At 69.2% G+C, this 16,608-nt stretch carries 16 protein-coding genes and 1 tRNA gene; 10 read left to right on the top strand and 7 right to left on the bottom strand.

The features are described from left to right. Positions 1 to 40: 40 nt before the first annotated feature. Positions 41 to 1,057: an A/G-specific adenine glycosylase gene (locus CXQ92_RS09170; protein WP_104167429.1), complete on the bottom strand. Its 1,017-nt coding sequence runs from the start codon at positions 1,055 to 1,057 to the stop codon at positions 41 to 43. An 82-nt stretch (positions 1,058 to 1,139) separates the two neighbouring features. Between CXQ92_RS09170 and CXQ92_RS09165 the strand changes: the two genes are divergently transcribed. Further along, complete coding sequence (locus tag CXQ92_RS09165) at positions 1,140 to 1,853, top strand: hypothetical protein (RefSeq protein WP_104167427.1); 714 nt, start codon at positions 1,140 to 1,142, stop codon at positions 1,851 to 1,853. A 35-nt stretch (positions 1,854 to 1,888) separates the two neighbouring features. On the opposite strand, the gene disA is transcribed toward CXQ92_RS09165, so the two are convergent. The 3 genes from disA to CXQ92_RS09150 form a co-directional block, all read right to left on the bottom strand. After that, positions 1,889 to 2,965, bottom strand: coding sequence for a DNA integrity scanning diadenylate cyclase DisA (gene disA / locus CXQ92_RS09160; protein WP_104167425.1), 1,077 nt, complete (start codon positions 2,963 to 2,965; stop codon positions 1,889 to 1,891). 205 nt (positions 2,966 to 3,170) lie between these two features. Beyond that, positions 3,171 to 4,556 (bottom strand): DNA repair protein RadA, encoded by a 1,386-nt coding sequence (gene radA / locus CXQ92_RS09155; protein WP_104167423.1) that lies wholly within the window; start codon positions 4,554 to 4,556, stop codon positions 3,171 to 3,173. A 49-nt stretch (positions 4,557 to 4,605) separates the two neighbouring features. Further along, positions 4,606 to 5,733: an aromatic acid exporter family protein gene (locus tag CXQ92_RS09150; RefSeq protein ID WP_104167421.1), complete on the bottom strand. Its 1,128-nt coding sequence runs from the start codon at positions 5,731 to 5,733 to the stop codon at positions 4,606 to 4,608. Positions 5,734 to 5,954: 221 nt separating this feature from the next. Between CXQ92_RS09150 and pstS the strand changes: the two genes are divergently transcribed. From pstS to pstB, 4 genes are all read left to right on the top strand, one after another. Then, the gene (gene pstS, locus CXQ92_RS09145) at positions 5,955 to 7,076 is read left to right on the top strand and encodes a phosphate ABC transporter substrate-binding protein PstS (RefSeq protein WP_104167419.1); all 1,122 of its coding nucleotides are present in this window, start codon (positions 5,955 to 5,957) and stop codon (positions 7,074 to 7,076) included. A 156-nt stretch (positions 7,077 to 7,232) separates the two neighbouring features. Further along, on the top strand, positions 7,233 to 8,165 hold the full coding sequence (gene pstC / locus CXQ92_RS09140; protein ID WP_104167417.1) for a phosphate ABC transporter permease subunit PstC: 933 nt from the start codon (positions 7,233 to 7,235) through the stop codon (positions 8,163 to 8,165). A 1-nt stretch (position 8,166) separates the two neighbouring features. After that, positions 8,167 to 9,270 (top strand): phosphate ABC transporter permease PstA, encoded by a 1,104-nt coding sequence (gene pstA, locus CXQ92_RS09135; protein WP_104167415.1) that lies wholly within the window; start codon positions 8,167 to 8,169, stop codon positions 9,268 to 9,270. A gap of 78 nt (positions 9,271 to 9,348) precedes the next feature. Next, positions 9,349 to 10,128, top strand: a complete 780-nt coding sequence (gene pstB, locus CXQ92_RS09130) for a phosphate ABC transporter ATP-binding protein PstB (RefSeq protein WP_104167413.1) — start codon at positions 9,349 to 9,351, stop codon at positions 10,126 to 10,128. 151 nt (positions 10,129 to 10,279) lie between these two features. Here pstB and CXQ92_RS09125 read toward each other — a convergent pair whose 3' ends face one another. The 3 genes from CXQ92_RS09125 to CXQ92_RS09115 form a co-directional block, all read right to left on the bottom strand. After that, entirely contained in the window at positions 10,280 to 11,290 is a 1,011-nt protein-coding gene (locus tag CXQ92_RS09125; protein WP_104167411.1) for an inorganic phosphate transporter, read from the bottom strand. After that, positions 11,291 to 11,908, bottom strand: a complete 618-nt coding sequence (locus CXQ92_RS09120; protein WP_104167409.1) for a DUF47 domain-containing protein — start codon at positions 11,906 to 11,908, stop codon at positions 11,291 to 11,293. Between the two features lie 214 nt (positions 11,909 to 12,122). Further along, complete coding sequence (locus CXQ92_RS09115) at positions 12,123 to 12,770, bottom strand: hypothetical protein (RefSeq protein WP_104167407.1); 648 nt, start codon at positions 12,768 to 12,770, stop codon at positions 12,123 to 12,125. 141 nt (positions 12,771 to 12,911) lie between these two features. Here CXQ92_RS09115 and CXQ92_RS09110 point away from each other — a divergent pair. From CXQ92_RS09110 to CXQ92_RS09090, 5 genes are all read left to right on the top strand, one after another. Continuing rightward, positions 12,912 to 12,988, top strand: a tRNA-Lys gene (locus CXQ92_RS09110). Between the two features lie 233 nt (positions 12,989 to 13,221). Next, positions 13,222 to 13,842: a hypothetical protein gene (locus tag CXQ92_RS09105; protein ID WP_104167405.1), complete on the top strand. Its 621-nt coding sequence runs from the start codon at positions 13,222 to 13,224 to the stop codon at positions 13,840 to 13,842. 123 nt (positions 13,843 to 13,965) lie between these two features. Further along, complete coding sequence (locus CXQ92_RS09100) at positions 13,966 to 15,237, top strand: endonuclease/exonuclease/phosphatase family protein (protein ID WP_104167403.1); 1,272 nt, start codon at positions 13,966 to 13,968, stop codon at positions 15,235 to 15,237. 246 nt (positions 15,238 to 15,483) lie between these two features. Continuing rightward, positions 15,484 to 15,717 carry a hypothetical protein gene (locus CXQ92_RS09095; protein WP_104167401.1) on the top strand — a complete coding sequence of 78 codons (234 nt, stop codon included), beginning with the start codon at positions 15,484 to 15,486 and terminating at the stop codon, positions 15,715 to 15,717. Between the two features lie 148 nt (positions 15,718 to 15,865). Continuing rightward, the gene (locus tag CXQ92_RS09090; RefSeq protein ID WP_306738510.1) at positions 15,866 to 16,603 is read left to right on the top strand and encodes a hypothetical protein; all 738 of its coding nucleotides are present in this window, start codon (positions 15,866 to 15,868) and stop codon (positions 16,601 to 16,603) included. Positions 16,604 to 16,608: the final 5 nt, after the last annotated feature.

Below are 16,608 nucleotides of genomic sequence, written 5' to 3'. Positions count from 1 at the left end.
CGCGTCCCGGTGCCGGCCTGGAGCTCGAGGGAGGACACGCCTAGCCCGGCAGCCGGACCCCTTCGCCCAGTTCCTCGGCGAGACCGTCCGCGAGGAGACCGGCGAGGGCGCGCTCGAGCTGCTCGGCCGGCGCCCGCAGGCCATGCAGGGCTGCCAGGGCCTCCGGCAGAACGACGCCCGCGGTGGCGCCGTCGGACGAGCCCATGCCGAGGTCGGCAGGTGCTTCCAGGAGGAGGGAGCGCGGGATCGGTGCGTCGGTGTGGCGCAGCACCGCGACCATGGCGCCCCGCACCTGCCGGTCCGTCCCGGCCCAGGCCTGGCCCTTCGGGACGTAGTCCGGCGCGGGCCGTCCCGCGGCCACCCACGCGCAGGCGTCCAGCACGGGACAGGCGTGGCACTGCGGGGCCCGGGCCGTACAGATGACGGCACCGAGTTCCATCACCGCGGCGTTCCACCGGACGGACAGCGCGTCGTCGTGCGGCAGGAGTGCCGCGGCGCGCTTCGTCTCGGCGGCCGTCAGCGCCGGGGCGGGTAGCGCGCTGCCCCCGAAGAGGCGCGCATGGACCCGGCGGATGTTCGTGTCGACGACGGTCTCGCGCCGTCCGAAGGCGAACGCCGCGACGGCGGCCGCGGTGTAGGTGCCCACCCCGGGTAGAGCCAGGAGGCCGTCGTAGGTCGAGGGGACGGAGCCGCCGTGGCGCTCGACCATGGCGGTGGCGGCCCCGTGGAGGCGCAGGGCGCGCCGGGGATAGCCGAGGCGTCCCCAGTGCCGGACGGCGCTGCCGGAGGGTTCCGCGGCGAGGTCCGCGGGGGTGGGCCAGCGGTCGAGCCACTCCTGCCAGACCGGGAGCACCCGGACCACGGGCGTCTGCTGCAGCATCACCTCGCTGACGAGGATGCCCCAGGGCGGGCAGCGGGCGTCCCGCCACGGGAGGTCACGGGCCGAGCCGGCGAACCAGTCGGTAAGCCGGCCGTGCAGTGCGGGCAGGGGGGCTGCGGCGCCGACCGCGTCCGTCGGTCGGGCGGGACCGGTGGACGCCGCGGTACCGGGGTTCATGGGTGCTCCTGGATTCTTGTCCCCACTACTCTATCGACCGGTGCGGTGCCCGGAGGAACGGGGGACCCCCTAGCCTTGATGGATGGCATCCACGGATCACGGCACGGGCGGACCGGCAGGCGGTGGCGGTCGCCGCCCCGGCCCCGGCGTGTATCGGCGGCGCCGCCTGGCGGTGGCCATCCTGGTGGTCCTCGTCGTGGTGGCGCTCGCCGTCGGGGGTGCTGCCCTGGCAGGGCTCTTCGGGCGGCAGGACGATCCGGGCGATCCGTCCTCCGCGCCCGGGTCGACGTCCGCCCCGACAGGCCCTGCCTATTCGGCGAGCCGGACGCCTCCGAGTGCAGCGCCGAGCGCGGGCTCGTCGTCGGCGCCCGCTTCTCCCGGTGCCACTCCGAGCGGGAGTCCGTCGGCGGGCCGGTGCGATCCCGCCGCCGTGGTGGTCGGTGCCGAGACCGACGAGCGCACCTACTCCCCGGAGGAGAAACCGGTCCTGTCCCTGGTCATCCGCAACGGGGGGACCACTGCGTGCGCAGTGAACGTGGGTACGTCGCAGATGGAGTTCGTCCTCACCCGAGGCGCCGAACGTGTGTTCTCGTCGATCGACTGCCAGGAGTCCTCGGAGGATCTCGACCGCGTCATCGAACCGGGCGGCGAGGAGCGGGCGACGTTCGAGTGGGCGCGCAACCGCACGGTACCCGGGTGCACCGTGGTGGAGGAGGAGCTGGCGGAGGGCAGTTACACCCTGACCACGCGGCTGGGCGCGAGGAGCAGCGCCCCGGTGACGTTCACGCTGCAGTAGGCCGGCAGGCCGCCGCGTCGAGGGGCGCGGCAGGCCTACATGAACCGGTCGAGGAGGCTCGTCTCGGCGATGCGCGACAACCCCTCGCGGACCGTCCGTGCGCGCTGTTCGCCGATGCCGTCGACCGCCATGAGGTCCTCGATGTTGGCGGCCATGAGATTCTGCAGTCCGTCGAAGTGCTCCACCAGGCGGTTCGCCACGGCGGGCGGCATGGCCTTGATGCCGGACAGCAGCCGGTAGCCCTTCGGCTGGATGACCGCCTCCAGCGAGTCGAGGGAGGGGTTGAAGCCCAGCACGCTGGCGATGGTGCCCAGGTCGATGAGGTCCGTCGAACTGAAGCCCTGCAGCGTCGCCACGCGCTCCTCGACCGGGGCCGTGCTGCTGCCGAGGTCCATGTAGTCGCGCAGCACCATCTCGCTGCCGGGACCCAGGCCCGTGGTGAGCTCCTCCACCTGCAGGGAGAGCAGGCGCCCGTCGACGCCGAGTTCCAGCACGTACTGCGAGATCTCCTCGGAGATCCTGCGCACCATCTCCTGGCGCTGCAGGGTGACGGCGACGTCGCGCACCGTGACCATCGCCTCGATCTCGAGGGCGGACAGCGAGTTGGTGACCTGGTCGAGCCGTGCGCGGTACCGCTCGAGGGTTGCCAGCGCCTGGTTGGCTCGGGCGAGCACCGGCTCGGAGCCCTCGAGGACGTGGCGGAGGCCGTCGATGTACAGGGCGATGATCTGCATGGACTGGCTGACGCTGATCACGGGAAGTCCGGTCTGCTTCGCGACGCGCTCGGCGGTGCGGTGGCGCGTCCCGGACTCCTGCGTCTCGATGGTGTGGTCGGGTACCAGTTGCACCGCGGCGCGGAGGATCTTGCTCGCGTCCTTGTCGCAGACGATCGCGCCGTCCATCTTCGCGAGTTCCCGAAGTCGCGTGGGAGAGAACTCGATCCCGATGTCGAACCCGCCGGAACAGATGGAATCGACCGTGCGGTCGAAGCCGAGAACGATCAGCGCACCGGTCCGCCCCCTCAGGATTCGCTCAAGACCGTCGCGCAGATGCGTGCCCGGGGCTACTCTGGCGAGGGTGGCTTTGAGCGCGTCCTCCGGACTCCGAACCATGGCCCCATCCTTTCACCGCCCGCGCTCTTGAAGGCCCGGCGCAGTCGGGCGGCCGCCGTCGAACCCCGGACGGCGGGCAGCGGCCCCGGCGTAACGCCAGGGCCGCACCTAATACTACTGGCGCGCACAAATTCCTCCGTACCCGCAGGGGTCGCAGAACCGTCATGTGCCTCCCCGTCCCGCGGCCGGGCCCGGGGCGGTGCCGTCAGAACAGCAGTGCAAGAGCCTCCGCGAGCGTGGAGACCTCCCGTACGGAGAAGCCCTTGGGCACCGGCCCCGTTCCGGCGGGCGAGGCGGGAACGATCGCATGCGTGAACCCGAGGCGCTGCGCCTCCTGGATGCGCCGGCCGATGCCCGGGACCGGGCGCACCTCGCCGGCGAGGCCCACTTCCCCGAACGCCACGAGCCGCGCGGCCAGTGGCTGGTCCGTCTTCGCGGAGGCGATCGCCAGCGCGACGGCGAGATCGGTGGCGGGCTCGGTCAGGCGGACCCCGCCGACCGTCGCGACATAACTGTCGTCCTTGTGCAGGCTGACAGACGCGCGGCTCTGCAGTACGGCCAGCAGCATCGCGACGCGGGAACTGTCGAGTCCGCTGGTGGCGCGCCGCGGCTGGGAGTTGGGTGACTCCGCGAGCAGGGCCTGGACTTCCGCGAGAAGGGGGCGCCGGCCTTCGAGCGTCACGGTGATGCATGTCCCCGACACCGGGTCCTTGGTGCGGGACACGAAGAGGCCGCTGGGGTCGGCCAAGCCCTCGATGCCGCTGTCCGTGAGGTCGAAGCATCCCACCTCGTCCGTGGGCCCGTACCGGTTCTTGACCGCGCGCAGGAGGCGCAGACGGGAATGGCGCTCGCCCTCGAACTGGCACACGACGTCGACGAGGTGCTCGAGGAGCCTCGGTCCGGCGATGGAGCCGTCCTTGGTGACGTGCCCGACGAGCAGCGTGGTCATTCCCCTCGCCTTCGCCGCCCCGATGAGTGACGCCGCGACTTCCCGCACCTGCGTCACCCCGCCGGCGCTGCCGTCCACCGCGGCGCTGCTGAGCGTCTGCACGGAGTCGACGATGAGCAGTGCGGGGTCCACCTTCTCGACCTGGCCGAGGGCCTGGCCCAGATCCGTCTCCGCACTCAGGTAGAGGGAATCGGCGACGGCGTCGATCCGGTCGGCCCGCAGCTTCACCTGGGCCGCCGATTCCTCCCCCGTCACGTAGAGGACGTTCTTGCCGAGCCGTGCGACCCGCGCGGCGACGTCGAGGAGGAGGGTCGACTTGCCGACGCCCGGTTCACCGGCGAGGAGGATCACGGCGCCGGGCACCAGCCCCCCGCCGAGGACGCGGTCGAGCTCGTCGATCCGGGTGGGCTGGTATCCGGAGAGTGTCGCGTCGACGTCGGCGATCCGCCGGGCCGGCGTCGTGACCGCCGTGGCGGCAGTGGTGCGCGCGACGACCTGCCCGGTCTCCTCGACGGTGCCCCACGCCTGGCACTCCCCGCAGCGACCCACCCACTTCGCGGTGGTCCACCCGCATTCGGCGCAGCGGTAACCCGGGGTGTTGTTGCGGCCCGCGCGTGCGGCGGGGGAGGTCTTCGTGGCCATGCTTTCAGGCTACCGGCGGCCACCGACAGCCACGGCCACGCCGTGGCCCTCAGAGCCGCGGCAGGTAGTCGGCGGCGTCCTCGTGCGAGAGGCCCGTGGCGCTGAGCAGGTCCACGATGAGCGGCCGGAGGAGCAGGACGAGGCCCTCACCCTCGAGCCGGCTGATGTGGAGGGTCTTGGGGTGGAGGTCCGTGGCAATGGCCGCCAGTTCGTTGCGTGCCTGCCGCAGGTTGAGGCGCCGCTCGGCGGAATCGCTGACCGACAGGGCACGGCTCAGCACGTCGACGGCGTCGGCCGTGTCCTCGAGGGACTGGCTCAGGGCCTCGATCGCCTCGTCGGTGAGCGCCGCGTGGTTGATGACGGAGGTCAGGCGGCGGGAGAACACGCGGCTGTTGCGGATGGCGAGGTCGATCGAGTCGATCGCGTCCCCCAGCGAGCCGAGTTCCTCGCGGTGACGGCGGTACGCGGGGGAGATGCGTGCCACCTCCTGGGCGGCCTTCATGCTGCCCGTCAGGCTGTCCAACTGGGACTGGCAGTTCCGCGCACGGACCAGCGCGTGCCAGGCCAGCGTCGAATCGCTCTTCCGGAGGGCCGAGGCGCCCTCGCGGAGCACGCCGGAGAGCTCGTCCAGGAGTCCGCGCACGTTCGTCTTGGGTTCGCGGCGCGGGTCGCGGGGCAGGAACACGGTGATCACCAGCGCGAACAGGCCACCCACGATCGCATCGGCACTCCGCGTGAACGGCCCTCCCTCGGGCGCCGGGAGCAGCACCACCAGCAGCGACTGCAGCCCGAGCTGCGTCGTGAAGATCGTCCCGCTGTCCAGGAACCGGGCCAGCAGGATCGAGACGAACAGCACGAGGGCGGCCTGCCACAGGCCGGTGCCGAACAGGGCGAGCAGGAGGTCACCCACCGCGATCCCGAGGGTGCAGCCGATCGCCACCTCCAGGACGCGCCGCACCCGGGGGTCTCGGGAGAAGCCCAGCGAGATCATCGAGGACGTCGCCGCGAACAGCGGTCCGTTGTGGCCCAGGACCTGCTCCGCGAAGGCATAGGCGCCCACCGCGCACACGGTCATCTGCAGGGCGGTGACCACGGAGTTGGCACTGCGCCTGAACCCGATCCGGGAGCGCTTGCGCAGGAAGGCCAGTGTGGCGGACATTCCCTGGCGCGGCGGCATGGACCCAGTCTAGGAGGTGCGTCCTGGGCCGGATGCCGCACCTTCATCCAGCATGCGGCGGCCTCACAGGACAATGGACCAGCGCTGTTAACCTTCCGTTAAGGTTCCTTGGTCAGTCTCTTCATCTGCGCTGCCTAGCTTCGATGGAGTACAGGAACGCGTACATCTCTCGAGCGCCGTCCGCGCATCGATGAATTGATCCCTGGAAGGGGCAAAATCTAGTGAAGGTTCTTCGCTTTGGCCGCGCTGCGGCAGTCATCTCGGTAGCCGCGTTGGCGCTGACCGCATGTGGTTCCGACAACGCCACGGGCGAGACCCCCGCATCCGAGGGTGGCAACGCGTCCGAAGGCGCAGCTGCAGTCAGCGGCACCCTGACGGGTGCAGGTTCTTCAGCCCAGAACGCGGCGATGACGGCCTGGCAGGAAGGGTTCTCCGCTGCCAACAGCGGTGCCACCGTGCAGTACTCTCCCGACGGTTCCGGCGCGGGCCGTGAGGCCTTCCTCGGGCAGGCTGTCCAGTTCGCGGGCTCCGATGCCTTCCTGGACGATGAGGAGTACGAGGCCTCGAAGGAGTTCTGCGGTCCGGACGGCGCGATCAACATCCCCGTCTACGTCTCCCCGATCGCCGTCGCCTTCAACCTCGAGGGCATCGACTCCCTCAACCTCGACGCCGCCACCATCGCGGCGATCTTCCGCGGCGAGGTCGCCACCTGGGACGCCGAGGCCATCGCCTCGCAGAACCCGGACGCCGAGCTTCCCAGCACGCCGATCACCGTCGTGCACCGCTCCGACGACTCGGGCACCACCGAGAACTTCACCGAGTACCTCGCCGCCGCCGCTCCCGACGTCTGGACCGACGAGGCCGACGGCGCCTGGCCGGCCGCCTACGTCGCAGAGAACGCCCAGGGCACCAATGGCGTCGTCTCGACGACCACCGGCACCGACGGCGCCATCACCTATGCCGATGCGTCGGCCGTCGGCGATCTGGGCCAGGTCAGCGTGAAGGTGGGCGAGGAGTACGTGCCGTTCAGCCCCGAGGCCGCCGCTCTGGCCGTCGAATCCGCCACGCCCGTCGAAGGCCGTTCGGACGTCGACATGTCCCTCGAGCTCGAGCGCGACACCACCGAGTCGGGCGCCTACCCGGTCGTCCTCGTCTCGTACCACATCGTCTGCAGCACCTACGAGGATCAGGAGACCGCCGACCTCGTCAAGGCCTTCGAGTCCTACGTGGTCAGCGAGGAGGGTCAGCAGACCGCCGAGGGTTCCGCAGGGAGCGCTCCGATCTCCGACAACATCCGCATGGATGCCGAGGCCGCTATCGAATCCATCACGGTAGCCTCCTAGCTGATGCCGATGCCCCGTCCGGTTTCCCCTGGGAACCGGACGGGGCTGTCCACTGTCCGGGGTCCTGCTCGAAGGGGACGCGTGCTCGAGACTCCCGTACCGTGAAACTGTTCTGAGCGCGCAGCGCCCACCACCACTCGCCATGAAGGATTCCCCGTGTCGACCAACACCCTGACCAGAAGTGAAGTGGGAGGGAAATCCGGAGACAAGATCTTCTCCGGCGCCACCCTCGCTGCAGGATGCCTCATTCTGGCAGTCCTTTTCGGCGTTGCCGCCTTCCTCGTCATCCAGGCCCTCCCGATCTTCAGCGCGGATCCTACTGACATCACCGGGGGTGAGGGCTTCGGGTCCTACATCTTCCCGATCGTCATCGGGACGATCATCGCCGCCTCGATCGCGCTGCTGATCGCGACCCCTCTCGGGATCGGCGTCGCGCTCTTCATCTCGCACTACGCGCCGCGGCGCCTCGCCCAGGGCTTCGGCTACCTCGTCGACCTCCTCGCGGCGATCCCGTCCGTCGTCTACGGGGCCTGGGGATACGCGGTCCTCGCACCGCAGCTTGCCGTCGGTTACGGCTGGCTGGCGGAGAACCTCGGCTGGCTTCCCATCTTCGAAGGTCCGGCGAGCCAGACCGGGCGTACCATCCTCACGGCCGGCATCGTCCTGGCGGTCATGGTTCTGCCCATCATCACCTCCCTCAGCCGGGAGATCTTCCTGCAGACGCCGACACTCCACGAGGAGGCGGCGCTGGCCATGGGGGCTACGAGGCTCGAGATGATCCGCATGGCCGTCCTTCCCTTCGCGCGGGCGGGCATCGTCAGCGCGGCGATGCTGGGCCTCGGGCGGGCACTCGGAGAGACGATGGCCGTCGCGCTCGTCCTGTCCGGAGGGGCGCTCACGGCAAGCCTCATCCAGTCGGGCAACCAGACGATCGCGGCCGAGATCGCGCTCAACTTCCCCGAAGCGTTCGGGTTGAGGCTGAGTGAGCTCATCGCTGCAGGCCTGGTGCTCTTCGTCATCACCTTGGCAGTCAATATCATCGCGCGCTGGATCATCAGCCGCCACAAGGAATTCTCAGGGGCAAACTGACATGAGCAGCTCAACACTCGAGAAGCGGCGCTCGCAGCTGACGAAGGGCAGGATGCCCGGGTACGTCGTCTGGGTGGTACTGGCCGCGGCGGTCGTCCTGGGCGCAGCAGTCTCCGCCCTCATCGGATTCAACATCATCGTCTGGGCCATCCTGACCGCGGTCTTCTTCGTCGCCGGAGCCACCATGATCACGGCGGCCTTCGGCGGCACCCGCAAAGCCTCAGACTCCCTGATGACGTACCTCGTCTACGGCTGCTTCATCATCGCCCTGCTCCCTCTCCTGTCGGTCATCTGGACCGTCCTCGAACGGGGCCTGCCGGGGTTGTCCTACGACTTCTTCTTCACGTCGATGAACGGCGTCACGGGAGCCACCGACAACGCCTCGGCGGAGAACGGGTCGCCCGTCCTGGGTGGCGCGTACCACGCCATCGTCGGGACCCTCCAGATCACACTCTGGGCCACGCTCATCTCCGTCCCGATCGGGCTGATGGCGGCCGTGTACCTGGTCGAATACGGGACCGGCGGACGGCTCGACCGCGCCATCACGTTCTTCGTCGATGTCATGACCGGCATTCCGTCGATCGTCGCTGGCCTGTTTGCTGCGGCCCTCTTCGGACTGCTGTTCGGCCCGGGGACCCGGACAGGTTTCGTGGCGGCCGTAGCGCTGTCCGTCCTGATGATCCCCGTGGTGGTCCGCTCCACCGAGGAGATGCTGAAGATCGTCCCGAACGAACTCCGTGAAGCCGCCTATGCGTTGGGTGTCCGCAAGTGGCGGACGATCGTGAAGGTCGTGGTACCGACCGCCATCTCGGGCATCGCCTCCGGAGTGACGCTCGCCATCGCGCGGGTCATCGGCGAGACCGCGCCCATCCTCGTCACGGCCGGCTTCGTGAGTTCGATCAACACGAACGTGTTCAGTGGCTGGATGAGCACCCTCCCGACGTTCATCTACTATCAGATCCTCACGCCGACGTCCCCCACCAACATCGATGCCAGTACCCAGCGCGCCTGGGCGGCGGCCTTGACGCTGATCGTGATGGTCATGCTCCTCAATCTGGCCGCCCGTCTCATCGCCCGTGCCTTCGCTCCGAAGACCAGTCGATGACCCGGCACTGCGGCTCGAACACCCACCTCTCCCACGACCGGCTGCTGTCAGCACGCGGTTACTACCGATAAGGAAGCAATGTCCAATCGCATCGACGTCAAGGACTTGAACGTCTACTACAGCAAGTTCCTTGCCGTGGAGGACGTCAACATCAACATCGAGGCCCGTTCGGTGACGGCGTTTATCGGCCCCTCGGGCTGCGGCAAGTCCACCTTCCTCCGCACCCTCAACCGCATGCACGAGGTCATCCCCGGCGCCCGCGTCGAAGGTGAGGTGCTGCTCGACGGGGACAACCTGTACGACTCCGCGGTGGACCCGGTGACCGTGCGCGGACGGATCGGCATGGTCTTCCAGCGGCCCAATCCGTTCCCCACGATGTCCATCCGCGACAACGTGTTGGCGGGCGTGAAACTCAACAACAAGCGCATCAGCAAGTCCGACGCCGACTCCCTCGTCGAGAAGTCGCTGCGCGGCGCCAACCTGTGGAACGAGGTCAAGGACCGCCTGGCGCGTCCCGGGTCGGGCCTCTCCGGCGGACAGCAGCAGCGCCTGTGCATCGCCCGGGCCATCGCGGTCTCACCCCAGGTGATCCTGATGGACGAGCCCTGCTCGGCACTGGACCCCATTTCCACGCTCGCCATCGAGGACCTCATCAACGAGCTCAAGGCCGAGTACACCGTGGTGATCGTCACGCACAACATGCAGCAGGCCGCGCGCGTGTCCGACAAGACGGCGTTCTTTAACATCGCCGGAACGGGCAAGCCGGGCAAGCTCATCGAGTACGGGGAGACCACCACGATCTTCAACAACCCTGCCGTGAAGGCCACCGAGGACTACGTCTCCGGCCGCTTCGGGTAGGCGTATCCCGCGAGGGATACGACGACGGCGGCTCCCAGGGGGGCCGCCGTCGTCGTATCCGGTGATCGCACGCGGCAGGCCTTCGTCGGGCCTGAGGGCTGGCTCGGGTGCGGCGGCCCGCCCCCGGGAGGGGGTGGAGGTGCGGCCCGCCTCACAGGAGCGGGCTGAGCGCCAGGAAGAAGACGGCCCCCAGGAGCGCGGTGGCCGGGGCCGTCGCGAGCCAGACACCGAGGATCCTGATCACCCGGGGGCGCTGGACGGAGGCGAATCGCTGGTTCGCGCCGCCACCGACGATCGCGGCCGCCATGGTGTGCGTGCTGGACAGCGGCATGTGCAGGGAGATGGCGCCGATGAACAGCATCGCCGAGCTCACGCCCTGCGCCGTCATACCGCGCAGCGGATCGATGTGCACCAGGCGGTTGCCGAGGGTATGGGTGATGCGCCACCCGCCGAAGAGCGAGCCCGTGGCCAGGAGTGCGGCGGCGAAGAGCTGGACCCACAGGGGCATCTCGGAGCCCGCCGCGTAGCCCGAGCCGACCAGGGCCAGCAGGATCACCGCCATGGTCCGTTGCCCGTCCTGGAGCCCGTGGCCCAACGCGAACGTGCCGGCCAGGACGGATTGCGCCATGCGGTTCCCGCGGTTCACCTTCGCCGGGGACCCGTGGCGCAGCAGCCACGTAGCGGGGAAGACCGCCGCATAGGCGAGGAGGTAGGCGACGATCGGCGAGAGCACGAGGGGCACCGCGATCTGCAGCAGCAGTGTCTCGCCCGCACCGCTCATCGAGAGCCCGTTCGCCAGTTGCGATGCGCCTCCCGCGCCCAGGATGCCCCCGAGGAGCGCATGGGTCGACGACGACGGGATGCCTCGATACCAGGTGATCACGCCCCAGATGCACGCGGCGAGCAGCGCGGCCATGAGGACTCCGAGCCCGGTGGGCCCGGAAGGGAGGCCGATGGCGGCTTCGGCGAAGAACAGCGCCAGCGTGGTGCTGAGCAGCGCTCCGATGAAGTTGAAGAGGGCCGCGAGCAGGACGGCGACCGTGGGCGTGAGCGCGCGGGTGCGCACGGCGGCGGCCACGGAGTTGGACACGTCGTGGAAGCCGTTGAGGAAAGCGAATCCGCCTGCGGCCGTGACCACCGCGCCGAGGAGGAGCGGCTCCACCTACGATTCCTTGACGAGGATGCTGCCCACCTGGGTCGCCACCCGCCGGATGTCCCTCGTGACGTCGACGAGCTGGTTGGCAACGTCGCGGTGCCGGGCATAGACGAGCGGCTTGTGGTCGTTGAGCAGTTCGGCGCACCAGCTGCGGTGCGTCCGTTCGGCCCGCCGGGCCAACCGCAGGATCTCGATCCAGTATTCCTCGAGCTCGTCCATCGAATTCAGGTGCTGCATGGCCACCGCGGTCAGTTCGGCCTGCCGGTTGATCACCTCGAGCTGATCGGCGGCCCGGTGGCTGAGCTTGCTCAGCTTGTACAGGGCGATCAGCTCCCCGGCGCCGTCGAGCTTCTCGATCGCCTCGTTGAGCAGGCGGGACAGGGCGTACAGGTCCTCGCGGGGCAGCGGGTTGATGAAGGAGGTCCGCATGGAGGTCAGGAGGGCGAAGTGCAGGTCCGTCGAGGCGGACTCGTGCTGGTGGAGCTCCTCCGACAGGCGGTCGTACTCCTGCGTCGAGGCCCCGAGGATGGCCGACATGGTCCCCACGCCAAGCACGAGTTGCCGGGCCATGCGGGACAGGAGTTCCAGCCCGGTGTTCTCCTGCGGGAAGAGGCGTAGTTTCACGGAGTCTTCCTCAAAGGGACAGGGACTGCCAGCACGCCGACGGTGGCCACGCTGGATGCTGGAGGGCAGAGTAGTGGCGTCGAACCGGGAGCGCCTCTCGGCGGAAGGCCGCTCGAAGCGGCTGAGTGTTGAAGCCCGGGGGTTCCACGGTCCGACGCCGACTTAAGTCTTGCCCTCGCCGGAGCCCCTGTCAACATCGGCCCCGGCGAGGGGTTCAGTCGAGCTCCCCGCGCCGCCAGGATGCCGCTGCGTGCTCGAGATCCTCGGCCGTCTTGATGAGCTGATGCGAATTGCGGGTGAGTTTCGTGGCGTGGGGGCCGTTGGCGACCTCGGCGTCGTCGGCGTGGTGGGCCTGCCCGAGCGCGACCACGCGGCAGAACGCGGCGAAGCGTTCGAGTGCGACGTCGAACTCCCCCTCGAACGCTCCGGACAGGATGGTGTCGGCCATCGCCTCCATCTCCGCGGCGCCCGGTGGTTCGGCGACGCCGGCGACGACCTTCGAGACCTGGGCGGCTTCCTTGCCCGAGGCGAAGTACGCGGCCATGCGATCGGGGTTCTGCTGGGTGGCCGAGCGGAGCGCGTAGAGGCGCCACAGGGCGCCGGGCAGGGACCGCGGCGGGCTTGCGGCCCACATCTCCGCGATGGCGTCGAGGCCCTGCTGGTCGGCGAGTTCGACGAGCCGGCGCGTCACGTCCGGATCGTCGGAGTCTCGCCCGTGATGGACGAGGGCATGGGCGGCCATGTGGGCCGCCTCCGACACCCTCGACGGGTCGATTCCCCCCGCGAATACCTCGAAGTCCGCGGGGGCGAATGGCTTCGGCTTGTGGGGCCGCGGGCTGTTGTTCGTATATTCGCCGTCCATGAAATGAGGATACTCCTGGGCGATTTCAGGCAGGAAGGCGGGAGTCCTGGGGCAGTCCTCGCGGCGAGGGCGATTGCGATAAAGTAGGCGGGTCGGCGCCCGACGACGATCTCCATGATGCGACGTCCGGGTGCATGGCGCGGGCCCTTAGCTCAGTTGGCTAGAGCAACGGACTTTTAATCCGTGGGTCGTGGGTTCGAGCCCCACAGGGCCCACCAGCAACACGAGGGTCCCGGCCTGGCCGGGGCCCTTTCTGCTGCCCGGTCGGAGGAGGCGCCGTCCCCTCCCCGCCATGCCGGGAGCGACGAGAAGCGCCCCCGATCGACGGAAGACCCTCCGCGATCGGGGATTGACTGGAGACCCCTGCTCGTTTGAACTGGTAGGAACTGGTAGGAACTGGTGTACGGCGGGTGCGCCGAGAGGCCCCCGAGCCGCAGCGGAGAGGGAATTCATGGACGCCGTCGCCCTGATGGGTAGTCTGGCCGCCTGTGCCGCCATGGTCGGTGCCGCGGCACTGACCGCATGGCGCGTCGACGCCGCCTCCCGGCGCGGTGGTGATGCGGACGACTCCTTCTGGCTGGCGTTCGGCGGGGTGGTGGTCGTCGTCGGTGCCGGCGTCGTCGCCGGAGCCCTGGGCGCGGCATGGCTGGCGCTCGCGGTGGGCATCACCTCCTCCGCGGCCGCCGTCGCCTGGACCGTGGGCCGCCATGAGCAGCGGCGCCGCCGTGCCGAGGAGGCGTCGCGGGCAGCGGTGAGGGAGGATCTGCAGCGCCGCCACGACGACGTGCTGCGGCGTTGGGCGGACTATGAGGTCGATCCGGGCAAGGCCATCCATTACCCGGGCATGCACGAACCCGGGAACCCCGCCGTACGCCCGGTGGTGCAAGCCGTCCGTGCTGCGGGCTCGGCTCGCGACGCCGTCACGGCCTCCCCGGACGACGAGACCGGGAAGGCGAGGTACGCCGTTGCAGTGGCCCGCCTCGAGCAGACCTTCGAAGCAGCCGAGCGGGACCTCGGAGCCCTCGAGGCGCGACGCCCGGGACGGCATCGGGCCACCCCGGGTCGACCTTGAATCGTTACCTTCGCGCCGGCTGCGGGACGCCTTTCGCCGTTAGGCTCAAGTTACCCGAGCGAGCTGCTTGGGCAGGGCGCGGCCATGGGGCGGCGTCATCTCCATGACCCGAGGAGGGAAGCAATGCGAGTCCTAGCGCGCTGCGTCACCGGCCTGCTGGCCGTCTCGCTCCTCGTGGTACCCGCTCCCCTCGCCGTCGCCAAGCCTGCGGACGAGACGCGGGCAGTGCTTCCGCACAGCAACCAGGGCGCCCGGCAGGAGGTCCGCTTCGCCTCGTACAACGCGAGCTTGAACCGGTCCTCGGCGGGTGAGCTGGTCCGGGACCTGGGCACGCCGGGCAACGCGCAGGCGAGGGCGATCGCCGAGGTCCTCCAGACCAACCGCCCCGACGTGGTGCTCCTCAACGAGTTCGACTACGTCCCGGGAGGCCGGGCTGCAGACCTGTTCCACCAGAACTACCTGTCGATCGGTCAGAACGGCAAAGCCCCGCTCGACTACCCCTACGTGTACACGGCGCCGTCGAACACCGGTGTTCCCAGCCGGTTCGATCTCAACAACGACGGTTCGGTGGGTGGTGCGGACGATGCGCTGGGCTTCGGCGCGTTCGAGGGCCAGTACGGCATGGTCATCTACTCCAGGTACCCGATCCTCACGGAGTCCGTGCGGACCTTCCAGGACTTCCTGTGGAAGGACATGCCCGGCGCGCTCCTTCCCGACAACCCCGTCACGGATACCCCGGGGGACTGGTATTCCGCGAGTGAGCTCGCCGTGCTCCCGTTGTCCAGCAAGTCCCACTGGGACGTGCCGGTGAGCGTGGGCGGGAAGACCGTCCATGTCCTGGCAAGCCACCCCACGCCTCCCGTCTTCGACGGCGTGGAGGACCGCAACGGCAGGCGCAACAGCGACGAGATCCGCTTCTGGTCGGATTACGTCACCGGTGGATCCGGTGCCTCCTACATCTACGACGACGCCGGGACGTCCGGGGGCCTGCAGCGCGGTGAACGCTTCGTCGTGATGGGGGACCAGAACAGTGACCCGCTCGACGGCGACTCACTGGACGGGTCGATCGGTCAGCTTCTGGGCAACAAGCTGGTGCAGGACCCACTGCCGTCGTCGAGCGGAGCCACCGAAGCCTCCGCGTTCCAGGGCGGCGCGAATGCCGACCATCGAAGTGATCCCCGTTACGACACCGCGGATTTCGAGGATCTCACCGCCGGCAACATCCGGGCCGACTACGTACTCCCGTCCCGCACGCTGCGGGTCGCGGCGGCAGGGGTCTTCTGGCCGCGGGCGGGTACGCCGGGCTCGGAACTGACCGGGATCTTCCCCTTTCCCACCAGTGACCACCGCCTGGTCTTCGTCGATGTCACGCTGCACGGGGTCCGTGAGCGCTAGGACCGCCGTACCCCGGCGCTCTTGTCCCGCCGCTCCGGCCGGGTGTACGGTCATGGGCATGAGGACACTTCTTTTCCAGTAGGTGAGCCGGCTTCGGCCGCGTTCCACGCCACTTGTCGATGACACCCTCCAAGGGCGCTCACTGAATCTGTCCGGTCCTCCCAGCACGCGCGACGCGGGTTGCTCGCGCCCCGCGCTGACCCGCCCAGACACGTTCCGCGGGCGTCCGTAGCCGAAAGGAACACCATGACCAGCACGCCCCAGAACCAACAGCCCCAGGACGACGCGTCAGCAACCGATACCGGCGGGACCCCTGTGGGGGCCGGCGCCCGGAAGCTGCAGGACGACCCCAGGGCGCAGCTCGCACTGGCGAAGAAGAACCATGCCGCCAGTCCCGCCGCTGCGACCGGCGCCGGCCACGCCAAGGCCGCGCACGAGAGCAGCAAGCAGGGGAAGAAGGAGAAGAAGGTCCGCTGGTAGGCACCGTGCGGCGGCCTGTGCCGTCCTGACGAGGCAGGCCGCTTAATTGGAGCTGGCTCCGAGTTCTGCGTATGGGGGAATCGCAGAACTCGGAGCCAGCGATCTCAGTATACTTCGACGGGATACCGGAAAGTCCAATCGAAAGGTGATGATGGCCGTCACAGCCAAGGCGTTCCAGCTGTGGCGTTCCCGGATTGCACCCGAGGACACGGTGACCGACCTCTGCAGGGTCGCGGGCATCAAGCGCTCCACCCTTGCCCAGCAGCTCGTCCGGGGCAAGGTCTCGGTGCCGACCATCGTGGCCATCGCCCGCGGCTACGGGCTCCCGCCCGTGGAGGCCCTCGCCGAGTTCGAGGGCTACGGCGACCTCCAGGTCGGCATCCGGATGCCGACCGACGCGGAACTCGTCAGCCAGGTCTCGCACATCGACATCCTTCGGTTGCTCGTGGCCCGCAGCGAGGACCGGGAGTGCACGGGGACCGACCTGCAACTGAATCTTGCACCCTTCCCGCATCGGAACTCGGTCAGGGCCTGGATCGAGGCGATCGACCCCGGTGACATCCGCCAGCAGTTGGCGGCCAGCACCGGTGTGGCCCGCCAGAACCTGTCCGCTCAGCTCACGGCAGGTCGGCTCGCGCCCGAGATCGCCGTCGAGGCCGCCCGGATCGCCGGGGTCTCCCTCACGAGCGGGCTCGTGGTCACCGGGCTGCTGACACCCGACGAGGGAGGCTGGCCGGCGGACGGGCGGGCCCGTGCCCTCTGTGCCCTGGGTGACCTCGAGCTCGTTTTCCTCGCCCGCGACCGCCTCGACGTCCTCGGCAAGCAGATCCGTCGGGCCGAGCTCGACGACGGCAAGGACCGGGCCATGTGGGAGAACCTCGGATGAACGCG

Source organism: Arthrobacter sp. SX1312, assembly GCF_002929295.1.
Taxonomy (GTDB): domain Bacteria; phylum Actinomycetota; class Actinomycetes; order Actinomycetales; family Micrococcaceae; genus Arthrobacter_D.
This window is presented reverse-complemented; position numbering and strand designations above follow the sequence as displayed.